Source organism: Mizugakiibacter sp., from assembly GCF_039680435.1.
Taxonomy (GTDB): Bacteria; Pseudomonadota; Gammaproteobacteria; order Xanthomonadales; family Rhodanobacteraceae; genus Mizugakiibacter.
Genome location: NZ_JBDKSX010000073.1, coordinates 1 through 19,214, shown reverse-complemented (window position 1 = coordinate 19,214; position 19,214 = coordinate 1). Strand labels below are relative to the sequence as shown.

Here is a 19,214-nt window from a genome sequence, read left to right as displayed (position 1 = left end):
AGGTTCCATGCGCGTGGCGCGGTCAGGTGTTCGGCTGCGGCTGCACGTGGCGTTGCAACCGTTCCCGCAGGCGATCGCGCGCCGCAGGCCATTCCGTATCGAGGATGGAGAAATAGACCATGTCGCGCACGCGGCCGTTGTCGGCGATCAGGTGCTTGCGGAAGGTGCCTTCCTCGACCGCGCCCAGTGCGAGGATGGCGCGACGAGACTGCGCGTTCAGCGTCTCGGTCTTGAACACCACCTTCTGCACGCCGAGCGTCTCGAACGCATGCGCGAGCAGCAGCAGCTTGGCTTCGACGTTGGCGCCGCTGCGTTGCCAGGCCGGCGCGATCCAGGTGGCGCCGATCTCCAGGCGGCGATGCACCATGGCGATGTCCATGTAGCGCGTCGAGCCGATCACGCGTTCGTCGCCGCGATGCACGACCGAGAACGGCAGGCTGACGCCGCGCGCCTGGTCGTCCAGCGCCAGCTCGACGTAGCGGCGCATGTCGACTTCCGTTTCCACCGGCCGCGGCTGCAGCGCCCACAGCTCCGGATGCAGGCCGACCTCGGCCAGCGGCGCGGCGTGCGCGAGGGTCAGCGGGTCGAGGCGGACGATGGTACCTGCGAGCGAGACGGTCGATAGTGGAGCAGACACGATCGAAGTTCCCGGCGCGGTTCGGCGAGGCGCGCAGCATACCGCGGGATGCCTGCGCGTCGTCTGCCGATTCGGTGGCGGGACGCGGCGATGTCCGCGATGCAGGGGCGCACGCCGCCGCGACGTTGCCGCCGCGGGCGGGAAGCCGCAGCGGGTTCAGCGTGTGCGTCAGCCGGGAACGCGCGCGAACCGCCGGACGAGCGCCAGCACGCACGCGCCTGCGCCGACCACGAACGCCACCAGCCCGCCGACCAGCCACGCCGCGTCCAGCGCCGGCGGCACCGCCGCGTTCGCGCGCACGACCAGCCAGTGCACGTAGGCGAGCAGGCCGACCAGCAGATAGCCCAGGCGGAATGCGTTGCCGCGCAGGTAGGCCAGGGTTTCCTCGCGCCGTTCGGGCGCCATCCAATACCGCTTGTTCGGCAGGTTGACGGCGAAACCGACGCGCGCCAGCAGCCAGTTGGGCAGGTAGACCACCAGCACGGGCAGCAGCAGCACCAGCGCCGTCATGAAGCGCACGTAGCCCTCGCGCGGCGCGAACGCGTCCGCCTGGCCCGACGCGCCGAAATGCGACGCCACCACGGCAGGCATCGACTGCCCGGAGAGCCAGACGAAAGCGGCGGCCGCCAGCACGAATACCGGGAAAAATTTCGACAACGCATCGGATTTCACGACGTCCACCTGTCAAACGAGGGGCCAGGCGCTGCGTACCGACCAGCGATACGTCAGCGCTTCGCGCACGCCGTTGCGGCGACAAGCCTGCATCGGCGGGCCGAAGCGATTCCGATCCTTACGATCGTCACCCCGATTGACCCGGATCATCCACGTCCGCTGCGCGCGGGTCTAGCCTGTGCGGTGTCGTCCCGCGCGGCGAAACGCATCGCCCTTCGCCGCCGCGGGCGCGCGCCGGCGCACCTGCGTCCGTTCGCGCACAAGCGTGCAAGGAGAACGCGATGCTGCTGTACGACGCCGATAGCCCCGCCCCGCGCTGCCTGCGCATGTTCCTGCTGGAGAAGGGCCTGGCGCTGCCCGCCGTGACGGTGGACGTGTTCGCCGGCGACAACCGCCGGCCGCCGTTCCTGGCGATCAACCCGGCCGGGCAGACGCCGGCGCTGCAGTGCGACGACGGCACGTCGCTGGCGGAGTCCGTGGCGATCGCCGAATACCTCGAGGAACTGCACCCGACGCCCGCGCTGATCGGCAGCAGCGCCGCCGAGCGCGCGCAGACGCGGCAGTGGTGGCGCCGCGTCGAGCTCAACGTCACCGAGTTCATCCACAACGCCTACCACTACGCCGAAGGCCTGGCGCGCTTCGAAAACCGCATCCCGGTCGCGCCCGAAGCGGCCGCCGGGCTCAAGCGCATCGCGCAGGATCGCCTGGTCTGGCTCGACGGCATGCTGGGCGACGGCCCGTACCTGTGCGGCCCGCGCTTCACCGCCGCCGACATCTGGTTGTACGTGTGGCTGGATTTCGGCATGGCGGTGCGGCAGCCGTTCGACCGCCGCCTGCCGCGCATCACGCCCTGGTTCGAGCGCGTGGCGGAGCGGCCCAGCGCCGCGCAGAGCCGGCAGCCGCACGGCGCGCACTAAGGCCATCGCCTGTCGCGCGAACGCCATCGGCAACCGTTCCGATCGCCACCTCCCCTCCCCCACCACGGAGTCATCCCATGAAACACGCTTCACGCACCCTGCTCGGCCTGGCGCTGCTGTGCGCCGCCGCCATCGCCCAGGCCGCGCCCAACTGCACGATCAAGCTCGACGCCAACGACCAGATGCAGTTCGACAAGAACACTGCCACGGTCTCGGCCGCGTGCCCGACGATCACCGTCCAGCTCACGCACACGGGCAAGCTGCCGGTGGCGGTGATGGGCCACAACGTCGTCATCAGCAAGACCGCCGACATGACCGAGGTGACCACCGCCGCCGCGAAGGCCGGCGTCGCCGCCGGCTACGTGCCCCAGGGCGACGCGAAGGTGATCGCCGCGACCAAGCTGATCGGCGGCGGCGAGAGCACCACGACCAAGTTCCCGGGCAGCAAGCTCAAGCCGGGCGAGGACTACAGCTTCTTCTGCGCGGTGCCGGGCCACTGGACCGTGATGAAGGGCAAGCTGGTCGTCACCAAGTGAGCCGGCGGGCGCGGCGGCGCTGGGGGCTCCGCCGCCGCGCCCGGCCCGCGTCGTGCCCCGGGGCAGGTCCGGACGAATCGACGAGCGTCATGCCCGCGAAAGCGGGCACCTATCGAAAACAGCGGCGGGGATGACGCACGGCTCCTGCGGCGTGCCCTTCGCGCCGCCCGCGGCGTCGCCGCGGCTGCCTGCCTCGCGGTCCCGCTTTCGCGGGAATGATGGCTTGCCCGCGGGCTCCTCAGGCGGCGGCGGCACCTTCGCGCAGCGCGCGCCGCAGGATCTTGCCGATGTTGGTCTTGGGCAGCGGCTCGTTGCGGAACTCGACGATGCGCGGCACCTTGTAGGCGGTCAGGTGCTGTTTGCAGTGCGCGAGCACGTCGCCTTCGGTCAGCATCGCGTCCCTGCGCACCACCACCACCTTGACCGCCTCGCCCGAGCGCACATCGGGCACGCCGATCGCCGCGGCCTCCAGCACGCCGGGATGCAGCGCCAGCACGTCCTCGACCTCGTTGGGGAACACCTTGAAGCCGGACACCACGATCATGTCCTTCTTGCGGTCGGTGATGCGGATGTTGCCGCGCTCGTCCATCGAGCCCATGTCGCCGGTGCGCAGCCAGCCGTCGGCGGTGAATACCTCGGCGGTTTCCTCGGGCCGGTTCCAGTAGCCGCGCATCACCTGCGGGCCGCGCAGGCAGATCTCGCCCACCTCGTCCAGCGCGACAGGCGCGCCGTCATCGTCGAGGACGGCTGCCTCGGTGCTCGGGATCGGCACGCCGATCTGGCCGCTCCATTCCTCGATGGTGACCGGGTTGGCGATCGCCACCGGCGAACTCTCGGTGAGGCCGTAGCCTTCCACCAGCGGCACGCCCGTGCGCTGCTTCCAGCGTTGCGCCACCACGCGCTGCACGGCCATGCCGCCGGCCACCGCGAGCTTCAGGGAACGCAGGTCGACGTCGGCGAAGCCGGGCGCATCGAGCAGGGCGCGGAACAGCGTGTTTACGCCGATGATCGCGGTGAAACGCGCCTGCCTGAGCGTCTTGATGAACGCCGGCATGTCGCGCGGGTTGGCCACCAGCACCGTCTGCGCGCCGATGCCGAGGAAGCACAGGCAGCCCATCAGCGCGAACACGTGATAGAGCGGCAGCGGCATGACCGCCGTCTCCTCGCCGTCGCGCAGGTTGGGCGACACCCAGGCGGTCACCTGCAGCACGTTGGCCACCATGTTGCCGTGCGTAAGCATCGTGCCCTTCGCCACGCCGGTGGTGCCGCCGGTGTATTGCAGGAACGCGAGGTCGTCGTGGCCGAGCGCCACCTCGTCGAACGCCTGCGCGCGGCCGGCGGCCAGCGCGCGGTTGAAGTCCACTGCACCGGGCAGCCGCCACGGCGGCACCATCCGCTTGGCGTACTTGACCACGGCGTTCGTCAGCAGCCGCCTGAGCGGCGGCAGCAGGTCGCCCACCTGCGTCGTGACCACGATACGCACCTGCGTGGATTCGATGACCTGCGCCAGGGTGTGCGCGAAGTTCTCCAACACCACGACGACCGTGGCGCCGGAATCGTTCAACTGGTGCTCGAGCTCGCGCGGCGTGTACAGCGGGTTGACGTTGACCACCACCATGCCCGCCCGCAGCACGCCGAACAGCGCCACCGGGTACTGCAGCAGGTTGGGCATCATCAGGGCGACGCGGTCGCCGCGCTGCAGCCGGCCCACCTTCTGCAGCCAGGCGGCGAACGCGCGGCTCGCGTCGTCGAGCTGCCGGTACGTCATCGCCGTGCCCATCGAGCGATAAGCCGGCAGATCGGCGAAGCGCGCACAGGACGCGGCCAGCACGTCCTTCAGCGACGCGAACGCGTCGGGATCGATCTCCGCCGGAACGCCGGGCGGATATTGGGCGAGCCATGGCCTGGACATGGGTGCCGCGCTTCGGGAGCACGCTTGGAGCGCTTGTGTCCAGTATGCGCCCGGGGGCCGTAAACAATGCGTTGCGGCTGCGGCGACGGGCCAACGCCGCGCGCCCGCGCCCGCATCCGGCCAGGCCGCGCGGCAGCGGCGCCTGGATGCTTGGCCCGGAAAGTGCGCTGCGGCCCCGGTTTTGCGACGATATTTCGCGCAAGCCGTGCCGCTGCGTGGTGCCGGCACGCGGCCAACCGGAGGTTGCGGAGTCCCGTGGACGCATTGTCGAAAGTCCTCGCCGGCATACACCTGCAAGGCGCGGTGTATCTGGACGGCGAATTCACGGCGCCCTGGTGCGCCGAGGCGAGCTACGGCCTGCCCGATGCCAGGCAGGCCCTGGACACCTCCGAGCACTTCGCATTCTTCCATTTCCTGGTCGAGGGGAGCTGCAAGGCGCGGCTCGCGGACGGCGACGAAGTGGTGGAGCTGCACGCCGGCGACCTGGTGCTCTTCTCGGGCGATTACCCGCACCTCCTCGGTAGCGACCTCGCGTGCCCGGCCATCCGCACCGAAGGCTTGCCGCGCGATCCCACCGCCTCGCTGCCGGTGATCCGCTACGGCGGCGGCGGCGCCGTGACGCGCTTCGTCTGCGGCTATCTCGCCTTCGACCGCCGCGTGAGCCAGCCCCTGTTCAACTCTCTGCCGCGCATGTTGCGGGTGCCGGTGATGGACGATCCCAACGCCGCCTGGCTGGTGGAACTGCTGCGCGTGGGCGTCAGCGAGTCGCGCGCGCAGCGCCCCGGCGCCAGCTCGCTGCTGGCCAAGCTCTCGGAACTCATCTTCGTGGAAGCCATGCGCCACTACACCGCGACGCTCGCGCCGGGCCAGACCGGCTGGCTCGCGGCGCTGCGCGATCCGCACGTGGGCAAGGCCCTGGCGCTGCTGCACGCCGAGCCCGGCCGCGCGTGGACGGTGGACGACCTCGCGCGCGAGTCGGCGCTGTCGCGTTCCGCGCTCGGCGAGCGCTTCGCCCAGTTCATCGGCGAGCCGCCGATGCGGTACCTGACGCGCTGGCGCCTGGGGCTGGCGGCCAAGGCGCTGCGCTCGGGGCCCGAAGCGATCGGCCGCATCGCCGAGCGTTGCGGCTACGAATCGGAAGCCGCGTTCAACCGCGCGTTCAAGCGCGAGTTCGGCGTCCCGCCCGCCGCCTGGCGCCGCAACGAAAGGGCCGCGAGCCCGCACTAGCGAGCCCGCGGCCCCGGCGGTGCCCCGCCCCGCAACCAGGTTCAGGTCGCCTTGCGCCTCGGCAGCGGCAGCAGCATGGGCGTGTCGCGGCGGTAGCGCTCGTAAGCCGCGCCCAATGCCTCGCGCGTGTTGCGTTCCTCGAACCAGATGCCGATGAAGATGTAGATCGTGGCCCCCACCGCGAACAGCAGGTGGCCGTAGCTCATGTCCGGCGTCGACCAGAGGCCCAGCAGCAGTCCGAGCATGATGGGATGGCGTATCAGCTTGTACACGGCCATCTCCACGAACGGCACCGGGGTGTAGGTGCGCCGCTTCAGGCGCAGGTAGACCTGGCGCAGGCCGAACAGGTCGAAATGGTTGATCATGAAGGTGGAAAGGAGCAGCAGAACCCAGCCGAACCAGAACAGGCCCTGCAGCAGCAGCCGGGCGGCAGGCGACTCCACGCTCCAGACGGTGCCGGCGATGGGCTGCCACTGCCAGCACAGCAGGGCCGTCACCAGCGCGGTGGCCAGCACGTAGGTGCTGCGCTCGATCGACTCGGGCACGCCGCGTGTCCACCAGGCCTTGAAGCTCGGGCGAGCCATGACGCTGTGCTGCAGCCCGAACAGCGCGATCAGGGCGAGATCCACCAACACGGCCTGCGAGGGCGATCCCGTGGCCACCGAATCGATGGTCATCGGAACCCACAGGTTGCCCACGAACAGGATGAGGTACAGCAGCGCGGCCACGCCCGACAGGTAGGCGAACACGCCGTAGACGAAGACGATGAGTCCCATGGGTTGCTCCTCGGTTGGCAGAGCCGGGCATTCTCGGCGTCCTCGCGACGCCTGTATTTGCCTGCCCGCCGCGATGTTTGACCCGGACGCCGCGGCAAGGCGGCCGGCTCCGCCTCTCGCGCCGGCCCCCGGCCGGCAGGCGAAGCCGGACTGGCGAACGCGACACCCCTCCCCGGACGATGCCGCCCGCGCGGGAAAAGGTTCACGGGGCCGGCGCCGAACCGGCGCAGCGCGGTCGGGTTGGCGTGCGCGTCGATTCAGACGCCCGTGGGCAACCCGTCGCCCATCCGCAGCAGGTAGCGTTCCTCGTCGTAGAACGTGCCGTCCACGCACAGCGCGTCCGGTTCGGTGCCGTAACGCTCGAAACCCACCGCGCGGTACAGCGCGACGGCGGCGGTGTTCGCCGCGTTGACGCCGAGCTTGATGTGGCGCACGCCGTCGAGCGAGCACGCATGGGCGATGGCGGCTTCCAGCAGCGCGCGCCCCAGGCCGCGCCGGCGATGTGCCGGCGCGACGTACATGCCGGCAAATTCGACGGCGTGGCGCAGCTTCGCCCGCTGCGGGCGGATGATGGCGACGAAGCCGGCCAGCTCGTCCTGCACGAAAATGCCGAGCATGCAGACCGATCCATCCGCCGCCGGCGCGATGCGCGCCGCGACGTCGTCGAGCGCGCGCCCGGCTTCATCCTCGTAGCTGGCGCTGAACGCGGTCGGGCTCTCGCGCAGTGCGAGCAGGCGCAGGCGCTGGTAGGCCGCGGCGTCGGTGTTGTCGAGTGGCCTGATCGTCATCCAAGAAGCCCCTGGACAAGCCGTCATTCCCGCGAAAGCGGGAACCCATCCCGATGTTGGCAATGGATGCCCGCTTTCGCGGGCATGACGTCAGTCGGTTTGTTCAATCTTCCCGCAAACGCGAAGCGCCTTCTCGTAGCGCCAGACCTCAAGATCGAACACGCCCGTTGGGATCTCCAGCCTGGCGACCATGTTGCCCGCACGCCGCCAGCCGCGCTTCTCGTAGAACCGCGCCGCACGCGCGTTGCCGATCGCGCAGGCGAGCCAGCCGGTGTCGAAACCGGCGGCGACGATGCGCGCTTCGGCATCGTCGATCAGCGCCGCCGCCACGCCTTGCCCGCGCGCGCTGCGGGCGACGAAGATCTGGTCCAGCTCATCGCCCTTCACCACGCAGAAGCCGCTGGGCGCGCCGACCGGCCCGGTCACGCGCACGCGCGGCAGTCCCGCTTCCAGCCGCTGCCGGAAGTTCTCCAGCGTGCGGTGCCGCGCCAGTTCCGCCGGCACGATCTGCGCGTGCGCGTCCTGCCAGGCGTCGTACCAGAGCTGCGCCAAGGGCGCGATGTCGGCGCTCTCGGCTGCGCGTACGCTCATCACGTTCAATGACCCTCGGCGTCATTGGCCAGCAACCTGGCCATCAGCGTACCAACGACGGCTCCGGCAAGCGCGCAGCCGAGGCCGACCACCAGCGCAATGACGAGTTCGATCGGCCACAGATTGTGGGACGTGGCATCGCGCACGACATCGACCAGCACGCGAGACATGACCACCGCGCCGACCGACCCGCCGATCATGAGCGTGGCCCGCCAAAACGAAGCCAGGCGGAACATGCGCAGCAGCAGCGGGGCGGCAGCGACGAGGGCCAACCCCGGTGTCAGCAAGCCGCTCGGAAGGTTGAGCTCGTGATATGGCACCAGCCAGTACGGGATGCCGACGGCGAAAAAGCTCGCCGCCGCGGCGAGCAGCAGCCAGTACGACTTGATGGGCTTCATGCGCACCCCTTCGGAAGAACAACCTGCGTGTGGATTCGTCCGATCCGAGGCCCGTCGGGCGGTTGACCGCAGCGCAACCCGGCGCATCTCGCAAGCAGATGGATTTCGCTGTACTCAACCCATCCTACTCACTGCGCTCGACCCGTCCTACTTGTGACCGAATGCACGCACGCAACGCGAGCAGCAGCGCAGCCAGAAGAAGCGACGAGACCCCGAGTATCACTGTCAACTGCGGCTGGCGGCAGCGGAATTGCTCGGCGAACAGCGAGAACGAACCCTGGCAATCCGCAAACGCCATGCTGTACGACGAGAGCATCCAGAGTGCGGACCACGCAGCTACCAGCAGCAGCGTCAGCGCGGCGATCAGATACAGCAAGCGGCGAACGCGGGTGGACACGTGATCAACGTCCTACTTAATTGCCTCCGTCTCCGATTGCGCGATTGCGCGATTGCGCCGATTGCCGCCCACGCCGTGGGGTCGCCTACGCGCGCGTGTCCAGCCGCAGCCGGAAGCCGAACACCGGAAGCGCCTCCTGCATGAAGTCCAGGTCCGTCGCGCGCACGAAGCCCAGCTTCTCGTACATGCCCCAGGCGACCTGCATCGCCTGCGTCGTATGCAGGATCACCTGCGCGTGCCCCGCGTCTTCGGCGAGCCGGATGCAGGCACGCGTCAGCGCCTTGCCGACGCCCATGCCCCGATGCCTGGGATCGACGCCCAACAGGCGAATACCCGAGGCGTCCCGGATCGTCGTCGCGATCCCGCCCGAACCGTACTCGGCCATGTCGCCGAAATACACGACGCCGCCGACCACCTCGCGTCCGCCCAGCACCGCCACGAGCACCTTCGCGCCGCTGCGCTCGGTGAAGCGCCCGATGTCGGCCAGCATCTCGTAGTAGCGCGGCTGCTCGTCCGGCGAAGGAAAACCTTCGAGCCGCGAGTACACCTCGACCATCAACCGGCCGAGCACCCCGAACTCTTCCCGCCGGATTTCACGAATGTCCAGGCTTGCGGTCACGGCATTTCCTTCGGTCATGCTCTATGCAATCGCTTAACCCACCAACCCAGAGCGTTAATCAAGCGAAAAATAAACCTAACCCCATTTTTCTCTCCATTCCGAACGATTAGATCCCATCGACGAGGTTGGTACGTGCCCGACACCTAGCAGCACGCTTCTCCCAGTCACCCGACCATCCGGCCGCCAATGCCTCCTCACAAATTCGCACACACTCGATGTAATATCCGATGCCCTCCAGCAGCATGACGAGCCGTTTGTAGCCCGTGTGCTCTACCAGTGGTCCCGCATATTCACTTTGAAATGCGTTTGCGGCTTGCGGCGCAATCGCAATTTGCTCGCGGCACGCCGCAATGCACCTCTCGATGCCGTCTGGAGATCGAACGTCTCGATACGTTAACTCGATCTTTGTCATCATGAGAAAATGCACGTCAAGAATTTGCGTATCGCTTGTAATTAATGCTTGCGCCTTATCTATAACCCTGTAGGCAAAGTCTCGCTCGCCATCCTTGCGAAAGCAGCCTGCGACACCATTAAGGAATTGCACCGGCGACATTCCAACGAAGGAGAATCGAGTCTCCTCTAGCAATTGCTGACCACTGTTCGATGTGCCACGCTCGCTGTAGCGCTGGCAGATCAGTTCGCGTTCGTGTGGTTCCAACTCTTCCAGCCACCACGACTCCAAGCCAAAGTAGCCGATGTACCCCTGCATGTTGCACTCCGAATGCAGCTCAATATTCGAGCGCACAATCCATTTCTTCCATCGCCATCATGATCCGGTGATACCCGGTTTCCTGCTCAGCGGAACCCGACGCGCCCGCAAGAAGATGGGTTTCGCTGCGCTCAGCCCATCCTACGCGCTCAACCGACCCTACGCGCTAATGCACGAAGTCCTTGAAACTAGTGTAGGCACGACACATTCCAAGTATGAACCATCCATACGACGATAAACCTATCACAATTGCAGCGATATTGAGCCAGCGGCCGGCCCTCTCCTTCCAATCGCCATCCTCGGCGGCATAGAGCCATTGACTCAGGTACGTCACCCCAGAAGTAACCGCAATTGTGAACACGCCGATCACGAAGAAGAGGAGGCTCTCAGAAAACACTGACACCTTGCTTGGCTCATGCTCCGCCAGATGGCCGATGAATGCGAGCACAGCAACAGCGGCCCCTCCATTTAACAGAAACGAAGAGCGGATCGCATTTTGGCCGGATTCGATCACCGAGCGGAACAGCTCTAGGCTCGCCGAATGACTATTCCTGTGCCGTTCCACCCAAAGCTCTAGCTCGGCTCTGTACCTCGCCAAGTCCGGTTCCGTGATTTCAGCGGAGGGCGACTTCAACACTTCATCTAAGTATGCGATCAGGGTATCGCAACCGATAGTTAATGTCCCCTTCGCCTTGAGATCTACGACGGTATCTCTGAGCTGCGCTGCAAAGGCCCTAGCACTCATTTGGCTCTCGTCCTATCTATGTAGAACAGCAATTGAGCGAAGAACAACGACAAGAAAACGGTGGCAGATTAACTTACGAGCGTTTGAATACCCCACCGAATCCACGCCATACATCGACCGATCCTCCTGCCCCTCAAAGCTCCACCCGTAACCTCCCCGCCGCATTCCGCGCCTTCGCGCGCGCCGCATCGACATCCTCGCCGCGCGCCAGCGTCACCGCCATGCGGCGCTTGCCTTTGACTTCGGGTTTGCCGAACCAGCGCAGCATGGTGTCGGGTTCGGCCAGTGCGTCGGCGATGCCGTGGATGCGCGGGCGGTTGCCTTCGCCTTCGGCGAGCACGGCGCACGACGCCGAAGGGCCGAACTGGCGGATGACCGGGATCGGCAGGCCGAGGATGGCGCGCGCGTGCAGGGCGAATTCGGAGAGGTCCTGCGAGATCAGCGTGACCAGGCCGGTGTCGTGCGGGCGCGGGCTGACCTCGGAGAAGACCACGCGGTCGCCCTTGACGAAGAACTCGACGCCGAACACGCCGCGGCCGCCGAGGTCGTCGGTCAGCACCTTGGCCTGGCGCTGTGCCTCGGCCAGCGCCTTGGCGCTCATCGGCTGCGGCTGCCACGACTCGCGGTAGTCGCCGTGCTCCTGCAGGTGTCCGATCGGCGCGCAGAAGCTGGTGCCGTCGCGGTGGCGCACGGTGAGCAGGGTGATCTCGTAGTCGAAGTCGACGAAGCCCTCGACGATGCAGCGGCCCTTGCCGGTGCGCCCGCCGGACTGTGCGTATTCCCAGGCCGGGCCGATCTCGTCCGCGCTGCGCACGGTGCTCTGGCCCTTGCCGGACGAGCTCATCACCGGCTTGACCACGCACGGCAGGCCGAGCGCGGCGACGGCGGCGCGGTATTCGTCCTCGGTGTCGACGAAGCGGTACGGCGAGGTCGGCAGCTTCAGCGTCTCGGCGGCGAGGCGGCGGATGCCTTCGCGGTCCATGGTCAGCCACGCGGTGCGCGCAGTCGGGATCACGCGCAATCCGCCCTTCTCCAGCTCGACCAGCGTCGGCGTGTGGATCGCCTCGATCTCCGGCACCACCAGGTCGGGCTTTTCCAGCTCGATCACGCGGCGGATCTCCGCGCCGTCCAGCATGTTGATCACGTGGCTGCGGTGCGCGAGCTGCATCGCCGGCGCGTTGGGGTAGCGGTCCACCGCGATCACCTCGACCGCGAAGCGCTGCAGCTCGATCGCGACTTCCTTGCCCAGCTCGCCCGAGCCGAGCAGCATCACGCGGATCGCGGTATCGGTGTAGGGCGTGCCGAACGGCTTCATGCGGGAACTCCAGTGGGGTTGCGGCGATTCTACCCGCTGGCCCGACGCCGCCGCGCTGGCAGAATAGGCCGACTCCGGAGACCGCCATGCGCCGCCTGTTCGCCGCCCTCGCCCTGCTCGTCGCCGCCCTGCCCGCGTTCGCCGCACCGGCGAGCGACACCTGGATGACCGTGCTGCTGGAGGGCCGCAAGATCGGCCACCTGCACGAGACGCGCGCGGTCGACGGCGACCGCGTCACCACTACGCAGACACTCGACATCGTGCTCGACCGCGCCGGCACCTCGGTGGCGATGCGCAACGAGGAAGCCAGCGTGGAGACGCGCGCAGGCGCGCCGCTGGCGTTCCGCTCGCGCACGGAGCTGTCCGGCGTGGCCAGCACCGTCGAGGGCAAGCGCCTGCCGGATGGCCGCTTCGAGGTGCGCACCGAGGTCGGCGGCCAGGCGCGCACGCGCACGCTGGACTGGCCGGACGGCGCGCGGCTCGCCGAAGGCCAGCGCCTCGCCGCGCTGCGCGCCGGCAGCGCCAAGGGCGCGCACTACACGGTGCCGGCGTTCGATCCCAGCGCGGTGCAGATCGTCACGCTGAGCGGCCTGGTGCAGGGCGCGGTCGACGTGGAGTTGCCCGAAGGCCGGCGCACGCTCACCGAGGTGCGGCAGTCGCTGGAGATCGGCGGCGGCGCGACGCAAGCGACGGTGTGGACCGACGCCGCCGGCGATGCGCAGAAGATGACCTTGCCGATCGGCGGCCTGCGCCTGGACGCGCTGGCCTGCTCGCGCGCCTGCGCGCTGGCGCCCAACCAGTCCGCCGACATCCTCACCGCGACGCTGGCCGCGTCACCGCGCGCGCTGAGCGCCAACGAGCGCGCCGGCGCGCTGCGCTACACGCTCGCCACCGCCGACGGTTCCGCACTGGATCTGCCGAACACCGACGAGCAGCGCGCGGAGAAGGCGGACGGCACGCTGCGCCTGCGCATCGGCACGGCGCGCGCCGGCGCGGAAGCGCCGCCGACGCGCGCCGACACCGCCGCCAACGACTGGCTGCAATCCGACGCGCCGGCGCTGCGCGAGCTGGCCGGGCACGCCACGTTGGGCGCGGCCGACGCGGCCACGCGCATGCGCCGGCTGGAAGCCTTCGTGCACGGCTACGTGCGCAGCAAGGATCTCAGCGTCGGCTACGCCTCGGCGCTGGAAGTAATGCAGACGCGCGAGGGCGACTGCACCGAGCACGCCGTGCTGCTGGCCGCGCTGGCGCGTTCGCTGGGCATCCCGGCGCGCGTGCTGGACGGGCTGGTGTACGTGCCGCAATTCGGCGCGCAGGCGCACGTGTTCGTGCCGCACGCCTGGGTGCAGGCCTGGGTGGACGGCCGCTGGCGCAGCTACGACGCCGCGCTGGACGGCTTCGACGCCGGCCACATCGCGCTCGGCGTCGGCGACGGCGATCCGTGGCGCTTCTTTGCGGGCCTGGGCGCGCTGGGCAAGCTGCGCATCGAGCGCGTCGAGGACGTGCAGTGAGGCGCATCCTCGTCGCGCTGCTGGGCTGCGTGCTCGGCAGCGCCATCGCGCAGGCGCAGACATTCGCCGAGGCGCCATTCGGCCCGCCGCAGGTGGCCGGCACCATCGCCGACCTGCGCCTCGACGAGATCAGCGGCATCGCCGCCTCACGCCGCGCCGACGGCCGCTACTGGGTGCACGACGATTCCGGCAACGAGCCGTTCCTGTACGCGCTGGACGCGCGCGGCGCGCTGCTCGGCCAGGTGCGCGTCGACGACGCCGCCAACGTGGACTGGGAGGACATCGCCTCGTTCGTGCTGGACGGCACGCCGTACCTCATGGTCGCTGACAGCGGCGACAACGCCGCCACGCGCGGCCACTACGAACTGGTGGTGATCGCGGAGCCCGCGCTGCCGCTGCCCGTGCACGCGCGCGTCGCGCCGGCGTGGAAGCTCCGCTACCGCTTCCCCGACGGCGCGCACGACTGCGAGGCGGTGGGCGTCGACGTCACGACGCAGACGGTGATCCTGGTCACCAAGCGCACCGACCGGCCGCAGGTCTACTCGCTGCCGCTGCGCCCGCGCGGCGACGGCGAGCAGGTGGCGACGCGCATCGCCACCATCACCGCCATCCCGAAGCCGACCGCCGCCGAGCGCGCGCTGAAGCTCAACGCCGCGCGCTACGGCCACGAGCCGACCGGCCTCGACATCGACCCGCCCGGCCGCCGCGCCGCGCTGCTCACCTACCGCAACGCCTACGTGTTCACGCGCGCGGACGGCCAAAGCTGGGCGCAGGCCTTCACCGCCGCGCCCGCGCTGCTGCGCCTGCCGCTGCTGCCGCAGGCCGAGGCGATCGGCTTCGACCGCGAAGGGCGCAGCCTGCTGGTCACCGGCGAAGGCCTGCCGGTGCCGCTGCTGCGCTTCGACCCGGGCGCGCCGCCGACGCATTGAGCGGGGCGGCGATCCCGACGCGCAGCGCGAGGCGGCCCGTGCGGACACCGCGCCGCAGGTGACGCCGCGCGCGGCGCCGCCTAAGCTAGCCGCATGGAAGTCGTGACACAGCCGCAACCGCCGCCGCGCACCGAGGACTGGCGCGCGCTGCTGGAGCGCGCGCGCGCGCTGGGCGTGCCGCGCAACTACGGACGACTGCACGGGCTGCGCCCGGTGCGCGAGCCGTCGCAACTGGCCTTCATCGGCGCCGACATCCACGGCCGTCCGCAGTGGCTTGCGCCGCGCGCGGCGGCCGCGTTCGCGCGCATGCGCGGCGGCGCGAACGAGCAGGGCGTCGAGCTGCAGGTGGTGTCGGCGTTCCGCTCGGTGGCGTACCAGCTCGGCATCCTCGAACGCAAACGCGAACGCGGCCTGGATATCGCCACGATCCTGCGCGTCAGCGCCGCGCCCGGCTACAGCGAGCACCACTCGGGCCGCGCGCTGGACCTGACCGCGCCCGGCTGCACGCCGCTCGAGGAAGACTTCGAGGACTCGCCCGCCTATCGATGGCTGCACCGGCACGCGCACCGCTACGGCTTCCGGCTGTCGTTCCCGCGCGGCAATCCGCACGGCATCGCCTACGAGCCGTGGCACTGGTGCTGGCACGCGCGCTGAGCCCGCCCTTCACGCTACCAGGAGCAATGCGGGGCGACGCGGACGTGCGCGGACAGGATTCCGCGGCCCGCGTCGATCCGCGTCCATGGGATTCCTCCGCAACGTAGGGCGGAATCCGCGCAGCGGCTTCCGCCGCATGTCACGTGCAGGCGCGGGCGCCACGGCAAAAGCGCCGCTGCGCGGCGATTCCACCCTACGCGGACTTGCGCAGCAGGGCGTAGGCAAAGGATTGCGGCGCGCCCCACGGCGTCTGGTGCGGCTCGCGTTCGCCATGCAAAAGCAACGTAGGGCGGAACCCGCGCAGCGGCTTCCGCCGCATGTCACGTGCAGCCGCGGACACCACGGCGGAAGCGCCGCTGCGCGGCGATTCCACCCTACGCGGACTTGCGCAGCAAGGCGTAGGCAAAGGCTTGCGGCGCGCCCCACGGCGTGACGTGCGCCTCGCGTTCGGCGTGCAGCAGCTCGAAGCCGGCGCCGAGCAGCGCGGCGATGTCCGCCGCGTCGCGGCGCGCGACCGGCAGGCCGCTGCAGCGCTCGGGACCGTCGCCGGCAAAGCCGCCGATCACCGCGTGGCCGCCGGGCGCGAGCGCGCGGCGCACCTGCGCGACGTAGGCGGTCACGTCGGCGGGATCGACGAGGAAGTGCAGCACCGCGCGGTCGTGCCACAGGTCGTAGGCCGCAGCCGGCAACGCAACGCGGGTGACGTCGCCCGCCAGCCAGGTCACCGCCTCGGCGCGCGCGCCGAGGCGCTGCCGCGCGGCGTCGAGCGCCGACTTGGCGATGTCCAGCACGGTGACCGCAGTGAGCCCGCGCGCCAGCAGGTCGTCGACCAGGGTCGAGGCGCCGCCGCCGACGTCGATCAGCCGCGAGCCCGCGCCCAGGCCGGCGCGTTCGAGCAAACGCAGCGACGTGTCCAGATGCGGGCGGTACCAGCTCACCGCGTCGCTGCCCTTGGTGGCATAGACCTGCTGCCAGTGTTCGGTGCGTTCGTTGCTCATCGGCGTATTCGCGTGTGCTCAGCTGGCGCGCTCGTTGGGGAAGGCGTCGAGCAGCTCGGGTAGATGATCGGCCCAGGCGCGCCAGCGCCCGACCGAACTCGAGTACACCTGCTGGCGCGCCTGCCAGACGCTGGCGGTGGCGATCGCCTGCGGCCTCGCCTCCACGGGCGCGGGCGCCAATGGCGCTTCCAGCGAAAGGAAACGCAGCAGGTCGGCGACGGTCTCGTCGGGGCGCGCCACCAGCTTCTCGTAGCTGAGGTCGTACACCGGCAGCGGCAGCGTGGCGCGCCAGTGCGTCATCAGGCGGTCGTGGCCCTGGGCGAACGCGGCGATGTCCTCGAAGCGGTAGGCGTAGCCATTGTCGGCGTGCGCGAAGTGCTGGCTCCAGATCGACAGCGCGGTGTCGCGACGGTTGCGCCGGCAGTGGATCACGCGCGCGTTCGGGAACAGCGCGGCGGCCAGGCCGAGGTGGCGGAAGTTCAGCGGGTTCTTGTCGATGTAGCAGCGCGCGGAGACGTCGTCCTGGCGCAACTGCGCGGCGAACAGCGCGGCCGACTGCGCCAGCGACGCCGGCGACCAGCGCTGCCCCTCGACGTGCGCGGCCAGCGCGGCCAGCCAGTTCAGCTCGCCGCGGTTGCGCACCTGCGGATGCTTGCCGAGCAGCGTCGCCACCAGCGTGGTGCCGGTGCGCGGCAGGCCGACCACGAACACCGGCACGATGTCCGGCACCGCCACCGGCGCCAGCGGCGCGGCGCGCACCTGGCGCTCCACGAAGTTCTGCCACAGCTTCGACGACCAGCCGGCGCGCGCGGCCATCGCCGCGTTGGCCTCGCGCAGCGCGCCTGCCGCCGCGGGAACGTCGCCGAGGTCGGCGTAGGCCTTGCCCAGCGCGAAGCCGACGCAGACGCGCGCGTCCGCATTCGCCAGGCCCTGGGCGGCGGCGCGTTCGAGCAGGACGAGGTCGACGTCGTCGCGGTTGCGGAACTTGTGCGCGGCGGCGAGGCGCAGCCACGACGACGCCTGCGTCGGGTCCATCTCGACCGCGCGGCGCAACTGCACGCGCGCCTGCTCGAAGCGGCCGAGCGCCAGCGCCAGCTCGCCGGTCAGCGCGTGCAGCGCGGCGGCGTCGCCGACCTGCTTCAGCGCTTCCGTGCACACCTCCAGCGCCTCGGCGTGATGCTGGCATTCCTTCAGGAAGGTGGCCGCGCCCAGCGCCTCGTCGCGCGTGCGCGGCGCGTGCTTCCAGCGGATCTGCACCGCCGCCGCCGCGCCGTTCAGCCGCCCCTGTTCGCGCAGCAGGTGCGCCAGCGACAGTGCGGCGTCGCCGTGCTGCGGCTGCGCGGCCAGCGCGGCGCGCAGCTCGCGCTCGGCGGCGACGCGCTCGCCCTGCAGGCGCAGCGCGTTGCCGAGCAGGTAGCGCAGCCCGGCGTTGTGCGGATGGAACGCCAGTCCGCGCTCGGCCAGCGCGGTGGCCGCCACCGCGAAGCCGCCGCCGATCAGTCCGGCGACGACGCGCTCCCAGGCCGGGGCCGGCGCGCGCGCGGCTTCCAGGCGCCCGACCAGCGCGCGGAACGCGGCCGCGGCGTCGCGCGGCGCCAGCGCGTGGAAGTCGGCCAGCAGGGCGTCGGGAACCAGCGGCGCGGCGGCGTTCATGCGTTCAGTCCTGCGAGCAGCGCGTCGGCGCGGCCTGCTGCGCCGCCTCGACCACGCGCCAGAGATAGAAGCTGGCCAGCGTGCGGTACGGTCCCCAGCGCTCGCCGAACTCGGCCAGCGCCTGCGGCTTCGGCGGCGCGTCCCAGCCGTGCACGACCTGCGCGCCCTTGCGGATGCCGAGGTCGTCGACCGGCAGGATGTCCGGCCGGCCGAGCCGCGACATCAGCAGCATCTCGACGGTCCAGCGGCCGATGCCGCGCACCTGGGTCAGCTGCCCGATCGCGTCGGCGTCGGACATGCGCGCCAGTCCGCGCGCGTCCGGCACGACGCCCTGCTGCGCCTTGGCGGCGAGGTCGCGCAGCGCGGCGATCTTGTTGCGCGACACGCCGGCGCCGCGCAGCGCCTCGTCGGACTGCGCGGCGATGCCGTCGGCGTCGATGCGCCTGCGCGGCATCAGCGCCAGCACGCGGCCGACGATCGTCGCCGCCGCCTTGCCGGAAAGCTGCTGGTACAGGATCGCGTGCGCCAGCGCGTCGACCGGCTGGAACGGCTGGGCGAAGTCGCGCTCGATCGGCCCGATCCGGCGCATCCACGTCGCCAGGCGGCGATCGCGCTTCGCCAGGTGGGCCTGCGCGGCGGCGACATCGAAGCCGCGCGGAATGGGGCGGGCAGCGGGCATGGGCGACAGTTCCGTGGGCCGGCGCCCATTGTCGCGAGGCGCCGGCGCAGGCGCCAGTGGGCCGCCGGGGCGCTTGCGGGGCGGCTTCACTCCGACGGGGCGCGCGGAAACCCCGCCCCCAGCGCGTTGCCCAGCGCCAGCCAGCCGAGCACGAACGCGAGCCCGCCCAGCGGCGCGATCGCGCCGACCCAGCGCGGCGCGCCCAGCGCGAGCGCGTACAGGCTGCCGCAGAACAGCGGCAGGCCGAGGCCGAACAGCCACAGCGCCAGCCGCCACGCGCGGCGGCCTTCGCGCGCGCTCAGCACGGCGAGCGCCATGCCCAGCGCATGCCAGAAGTGGTAGCCGTTGGCGGTGTGCCACAGCGACAGTCCGCCGGCGCCGAGCACGCCGGCCAGCGCGTGCGCACCGAACGCGCCGAGCAGCACGGCGCTGGCGCCGGCCGCGCCGACCGCGATGCCGTGGCCGCGCATGCGGCTCATGCGCCGTCCGTCGACGGCGCCAGCACCAGGGCGGGCACGGGCGCCGGCGCGGCCGTCGTCGCCGGCATCGCC

The 19,214-nt window shown here is 70.2% G+C and carries 22 protein-coding genes; 6 read left to right on the top strand and 16 right to left on the bottom strand.

The genetic code is table 11. The features are described 5' to 3' along the window. Positions 1-22 precede the first annotated feature (22 nt). A complete protein-coding gene (locus ABFC67_RS07630; RefSeq protein WP_346737398.1) occupies positions 23-637 on the bottom strand; it encodes a GNAT family protein in 615 nt (204 codons plus the stop codon). A gap of 168 nt (positions 638-805) precedes the next feature. Continuing rightward, on the bottom strand, positions 806-1,309 hold the full coding sequence (locus ABFC67_RS07625; RefSeq protein WP_346737397.1) for a DUF1648 domain-containing protein: 504 nt from the start codon (positions 1,307-1,309) through the stop codon (positions 806-808). A gap of 281 nt (positions 1,310-1,590) precedes the next feature. Between ABFC67_RS07625 and ABFC67_RS07620 the strand changes: the two genes are divergently transcribed. Then, positions 1,591-2,226 (top strand): glutathione S-transferase family protein, encoded by a 636-nt coding sequence (locus tag ABFC67_RS07620; protein WP_346737396.1) that lies wholly within the window; start codon positions 1,591-1,593, stop codon positions 2,224-2,226. A 77-nt stretch (positions 2,227-2,303) separates the two neighbouring features. Next, positions 2,304-2,762: an azurin gene (gene azu / locus ABFC67_RS07615; RefSeq protein WP_346737395.1), complete on the top strand. Its 459-nt coding sequence runs from the start codon at positions 2,304-2,306 to the stop codon at positions 2,760-2,762. A 238-nt stretch (positions 2,763-3,000) separates the two neighbouring features. Here the strand turns inward: azu and ABFC67_RS07610 are convergent, their stop codons facing one another. Then, positions 3,001-4,674 carry an AMP-binding protein gene (locus ABFC67_RS07610; protein WP_346737394.1) on the bottom strand — a complete coding sequence of 558 codons (1,674 nt, stop codon included), beginning with the start codon at positions 4,672-4,674 and terminating at the stop codon, positions 3,001-3,003. Positions 4,675-4,929: 255 nt separating this feature from the next. On the opposite strand from ABFC67_RS07610, the gene ABFC67_RS07605 reads away from it, so the two are divergent. Then, positions 4,930-5,901: an AraC family transcriptional regulator gene (locus ABFC67_RS07605; RefSeq protein WP_346737393.1), complete on the top strand. Its 972-nt coding sequence runs from the start codon at positions 4,930-4,932 to the stop codon at positions 5,899-5,901. Between the two features lie 41 nt (positions 5,902-5,942). Here the strand turns inward: ABFC67_RS07605 and mddA are convergent, their stop codons facing one another. The 9 genes from mddA to purT form a co-directional block, all read right to left on the bottom strand. Next, positions 5,943-6,677, bottom strand: a complete 735-nt coding sequence (gene mddA / locus ABFC67_RS07600) for a methanethiol S-methyltransferase (RefSeq protein ID WP_346737392.1) — start codon at positions 6,675-6,677, stop codon at positions 5,943-5,945. Positions 6,678-6,934: 257 nt separating this feature from the next. Continuing rightward, positions 6,935-7,465: a GNAT family N-acetyltransferase gene (locus tag ABFC67_RS07595; protein WP_346737391.1), complete on the bottom strand. Its 531-nt coding sequence runs from the start codon at positions 7,463-7,465 to the stop codon at positions 6,935-6,937. 90 nt (positions 7,466-7,555) lie between these two features. Further along, positions 7,556-8,056, bottom strand: coding sequence for a GNAT family N-acetyltransferase (locus ABFC67_RS07590; RefSeq protein WP_346737390.1), 501 nt, complete (start codon positions 8,054-8,056; stop codon positions 7,556-7,558). A gap of 5 nt (positions 8,057-8,061) precedes the next feature. Then, positions 8,062-8,454, bottom strand: a complete 393-nt coding sequence (locus tag ABFC67_RS07585) for a hypothetical protein (RefSeq protein WP_346737389.1) — start codon at positions 8,452-8,454, stop codon at positions 8,062-8,064. 124 nt (positions 8,455-8,578) lie between these two features. Beyond that, the gene (locus tag ABFC67_RS07580) at positions 8,579-8,830 is read right to left on the bottom strand and encodes a hypothetical protein (protein ID WP_346737388.1); all 252 of its coding nucleotides are present in this window, start codon (positions 8,828-8,830) and stop codon (positions 8,579-8,581) included. A gap of 106 nt (positions 8,831-8,936) precedes the next feature. After that, a complete protein-coding gene (locus ABFC67_RS07575; RefSeq protein WP_346737387.1) occupies positions 8,937-9,470 on the bottom strand; it encodes a GNAT family N-acetyltransferase in 534 nt (177 codons plus the stop codon). Between the two features lie 106 nt (positions 9,471-9,576). Then, entirely contained in the window at positions 9,577-10,179 is a 603-nt protein-coding gene (locus ABFC67_RS07570) for a hypothetical protein (RefSeq protein ID WP_346737386.1), read from the bottom strand. Between the two features lie 166 nt (positions 10,180-10,345). Further along, a complete protein-coding gene (locus tag ABFC67_RS07565; RefSeq protein WP_346737385.1) occupies positions 10,346-10,924 on the bottom strand; it encodes a hypothetical protein in 579 nt (192 codons plus the stop codon). A 133-nt stretch (positions 10,925-11,057) separates the two neighbouring features. Then, positions 11,058-12,239, bottom strand: coding sequence for a formate-dependent phosphoribosylglycinamide formyltransferase (purT, locus tag ABFC67_RS07560; protein WP_346737384.1), 1,182 nt, complete (start codon positions 12,237-12,239; stop codon positions 11,058-11,060). A gap of 86 nt (positions 12,240-12,325) precedes the next feature. Between purT and ABFC67_RS07555 the strand changes: the two genes are divergently transcribed. The 3 genes from ABFC67_RS07555 (at position 12,326) to ABFC67_RS07545 (ending at position 15,333) form a co-directional block, all read left to right on the top strand. Further along, positions 12,326-13,750 carry a transglutaminase-like domain-containing protein gene (locus ABFC67_RS07555; RefSeq protein ID WP_346737383.1) on the top strand — a complete coding sequence of 475 codons (1,425 nt, stop codon included), beginning with the start codon at positions 12,326-12,328 and terminating at the stop codon, positions 13,748-13,750. After that, on the top strand, positions 13,747-14,679 hold the full coding sequence (locus ABFC67_RS07550) for a hypothetical protein (protein WP_346737382.1): 933 nt from the start codon (positions 13,747-13,749) through the stop codon (positions 14,677-14,679). The genes ABFC67_RS07555 and ABFC67_RS07550 overlap by 4 nt, the downstream gene beginning before the upstream one ends. A 93-nt stretch (positions 14,680-14,772) precedes the next feature. Further along, a complete protein-coding gene (locus ABFC67_RS07545; RefSeq protein WP_346737381.1) occupies positions 14,773-15,333 on the top strand; it encodes a D-alanyl-D-alanine carboxypeptidase family protein in 561 nt (186 codons plus the stop codon). Between the two features lie 374 nt (positions 15,334-15,707). Here ABFC67_RS07545 and ABFC67_RS07540 read toward each other — a convergent pair whose 3' ends face one another. The 4 genes from ABFC67_RS07540 to ABFC67_RS07525 all read right to left on the bottom strand — a co-directional run bounded on the left by ABFC67_RS07540 (position 15,708) and on the right by ABFC67_RS07525 (position 19,133). Beyond that, entirely contained in the window at positions 15,708-16,331 is a 624-nt protein-coding gene (locus ABFC67_RS07540) for a class I SAM-dependent methyltransferase (protein ID WP_346737379.1), read from the bottom strand. Between the two features lie 18 nt (positions 16,332-16,349). After that, on the bottom strand, positions 16,350-17,984 hold the full coding sequence (locus tag ABFC67_RS07535; RefSeq protein WP_346737378.1) for a sulfotransferase: 1,635 nt from the start codon (positions 17,982-17,984) through the stop codon (positions 16,350-16,352). Positions 17,985-17,988: 4 nt separating this feature from the next. Continuing rightward, a complete protein-coding gene (locus ABFC67_RS07530) occupies positions 17,989-18,663 on the bottom strand; it encodes a DNA-3-methyladenine glycosylase 2 family protein (RefSeq protein ID WP_346737377.1) in 675 nt (224 codons plus the stop codon). An 86-nt stretch (positions 18,664-18,749) separates the two neighbouring features. Then, positions 18,750-19,133 (bottom strand): DUF423 domain-containing protein, encoded by a 384-nt coding sequence (locus tag ABFC67_RS07525; RefSeq protein ID WP_346737428.1) that lies wholly within the window; start codon positions 19,131-19,133, stop codon positions 18,750-18,752. Positions 19,134-19,214: the final 81 nt, after the last annotated feature.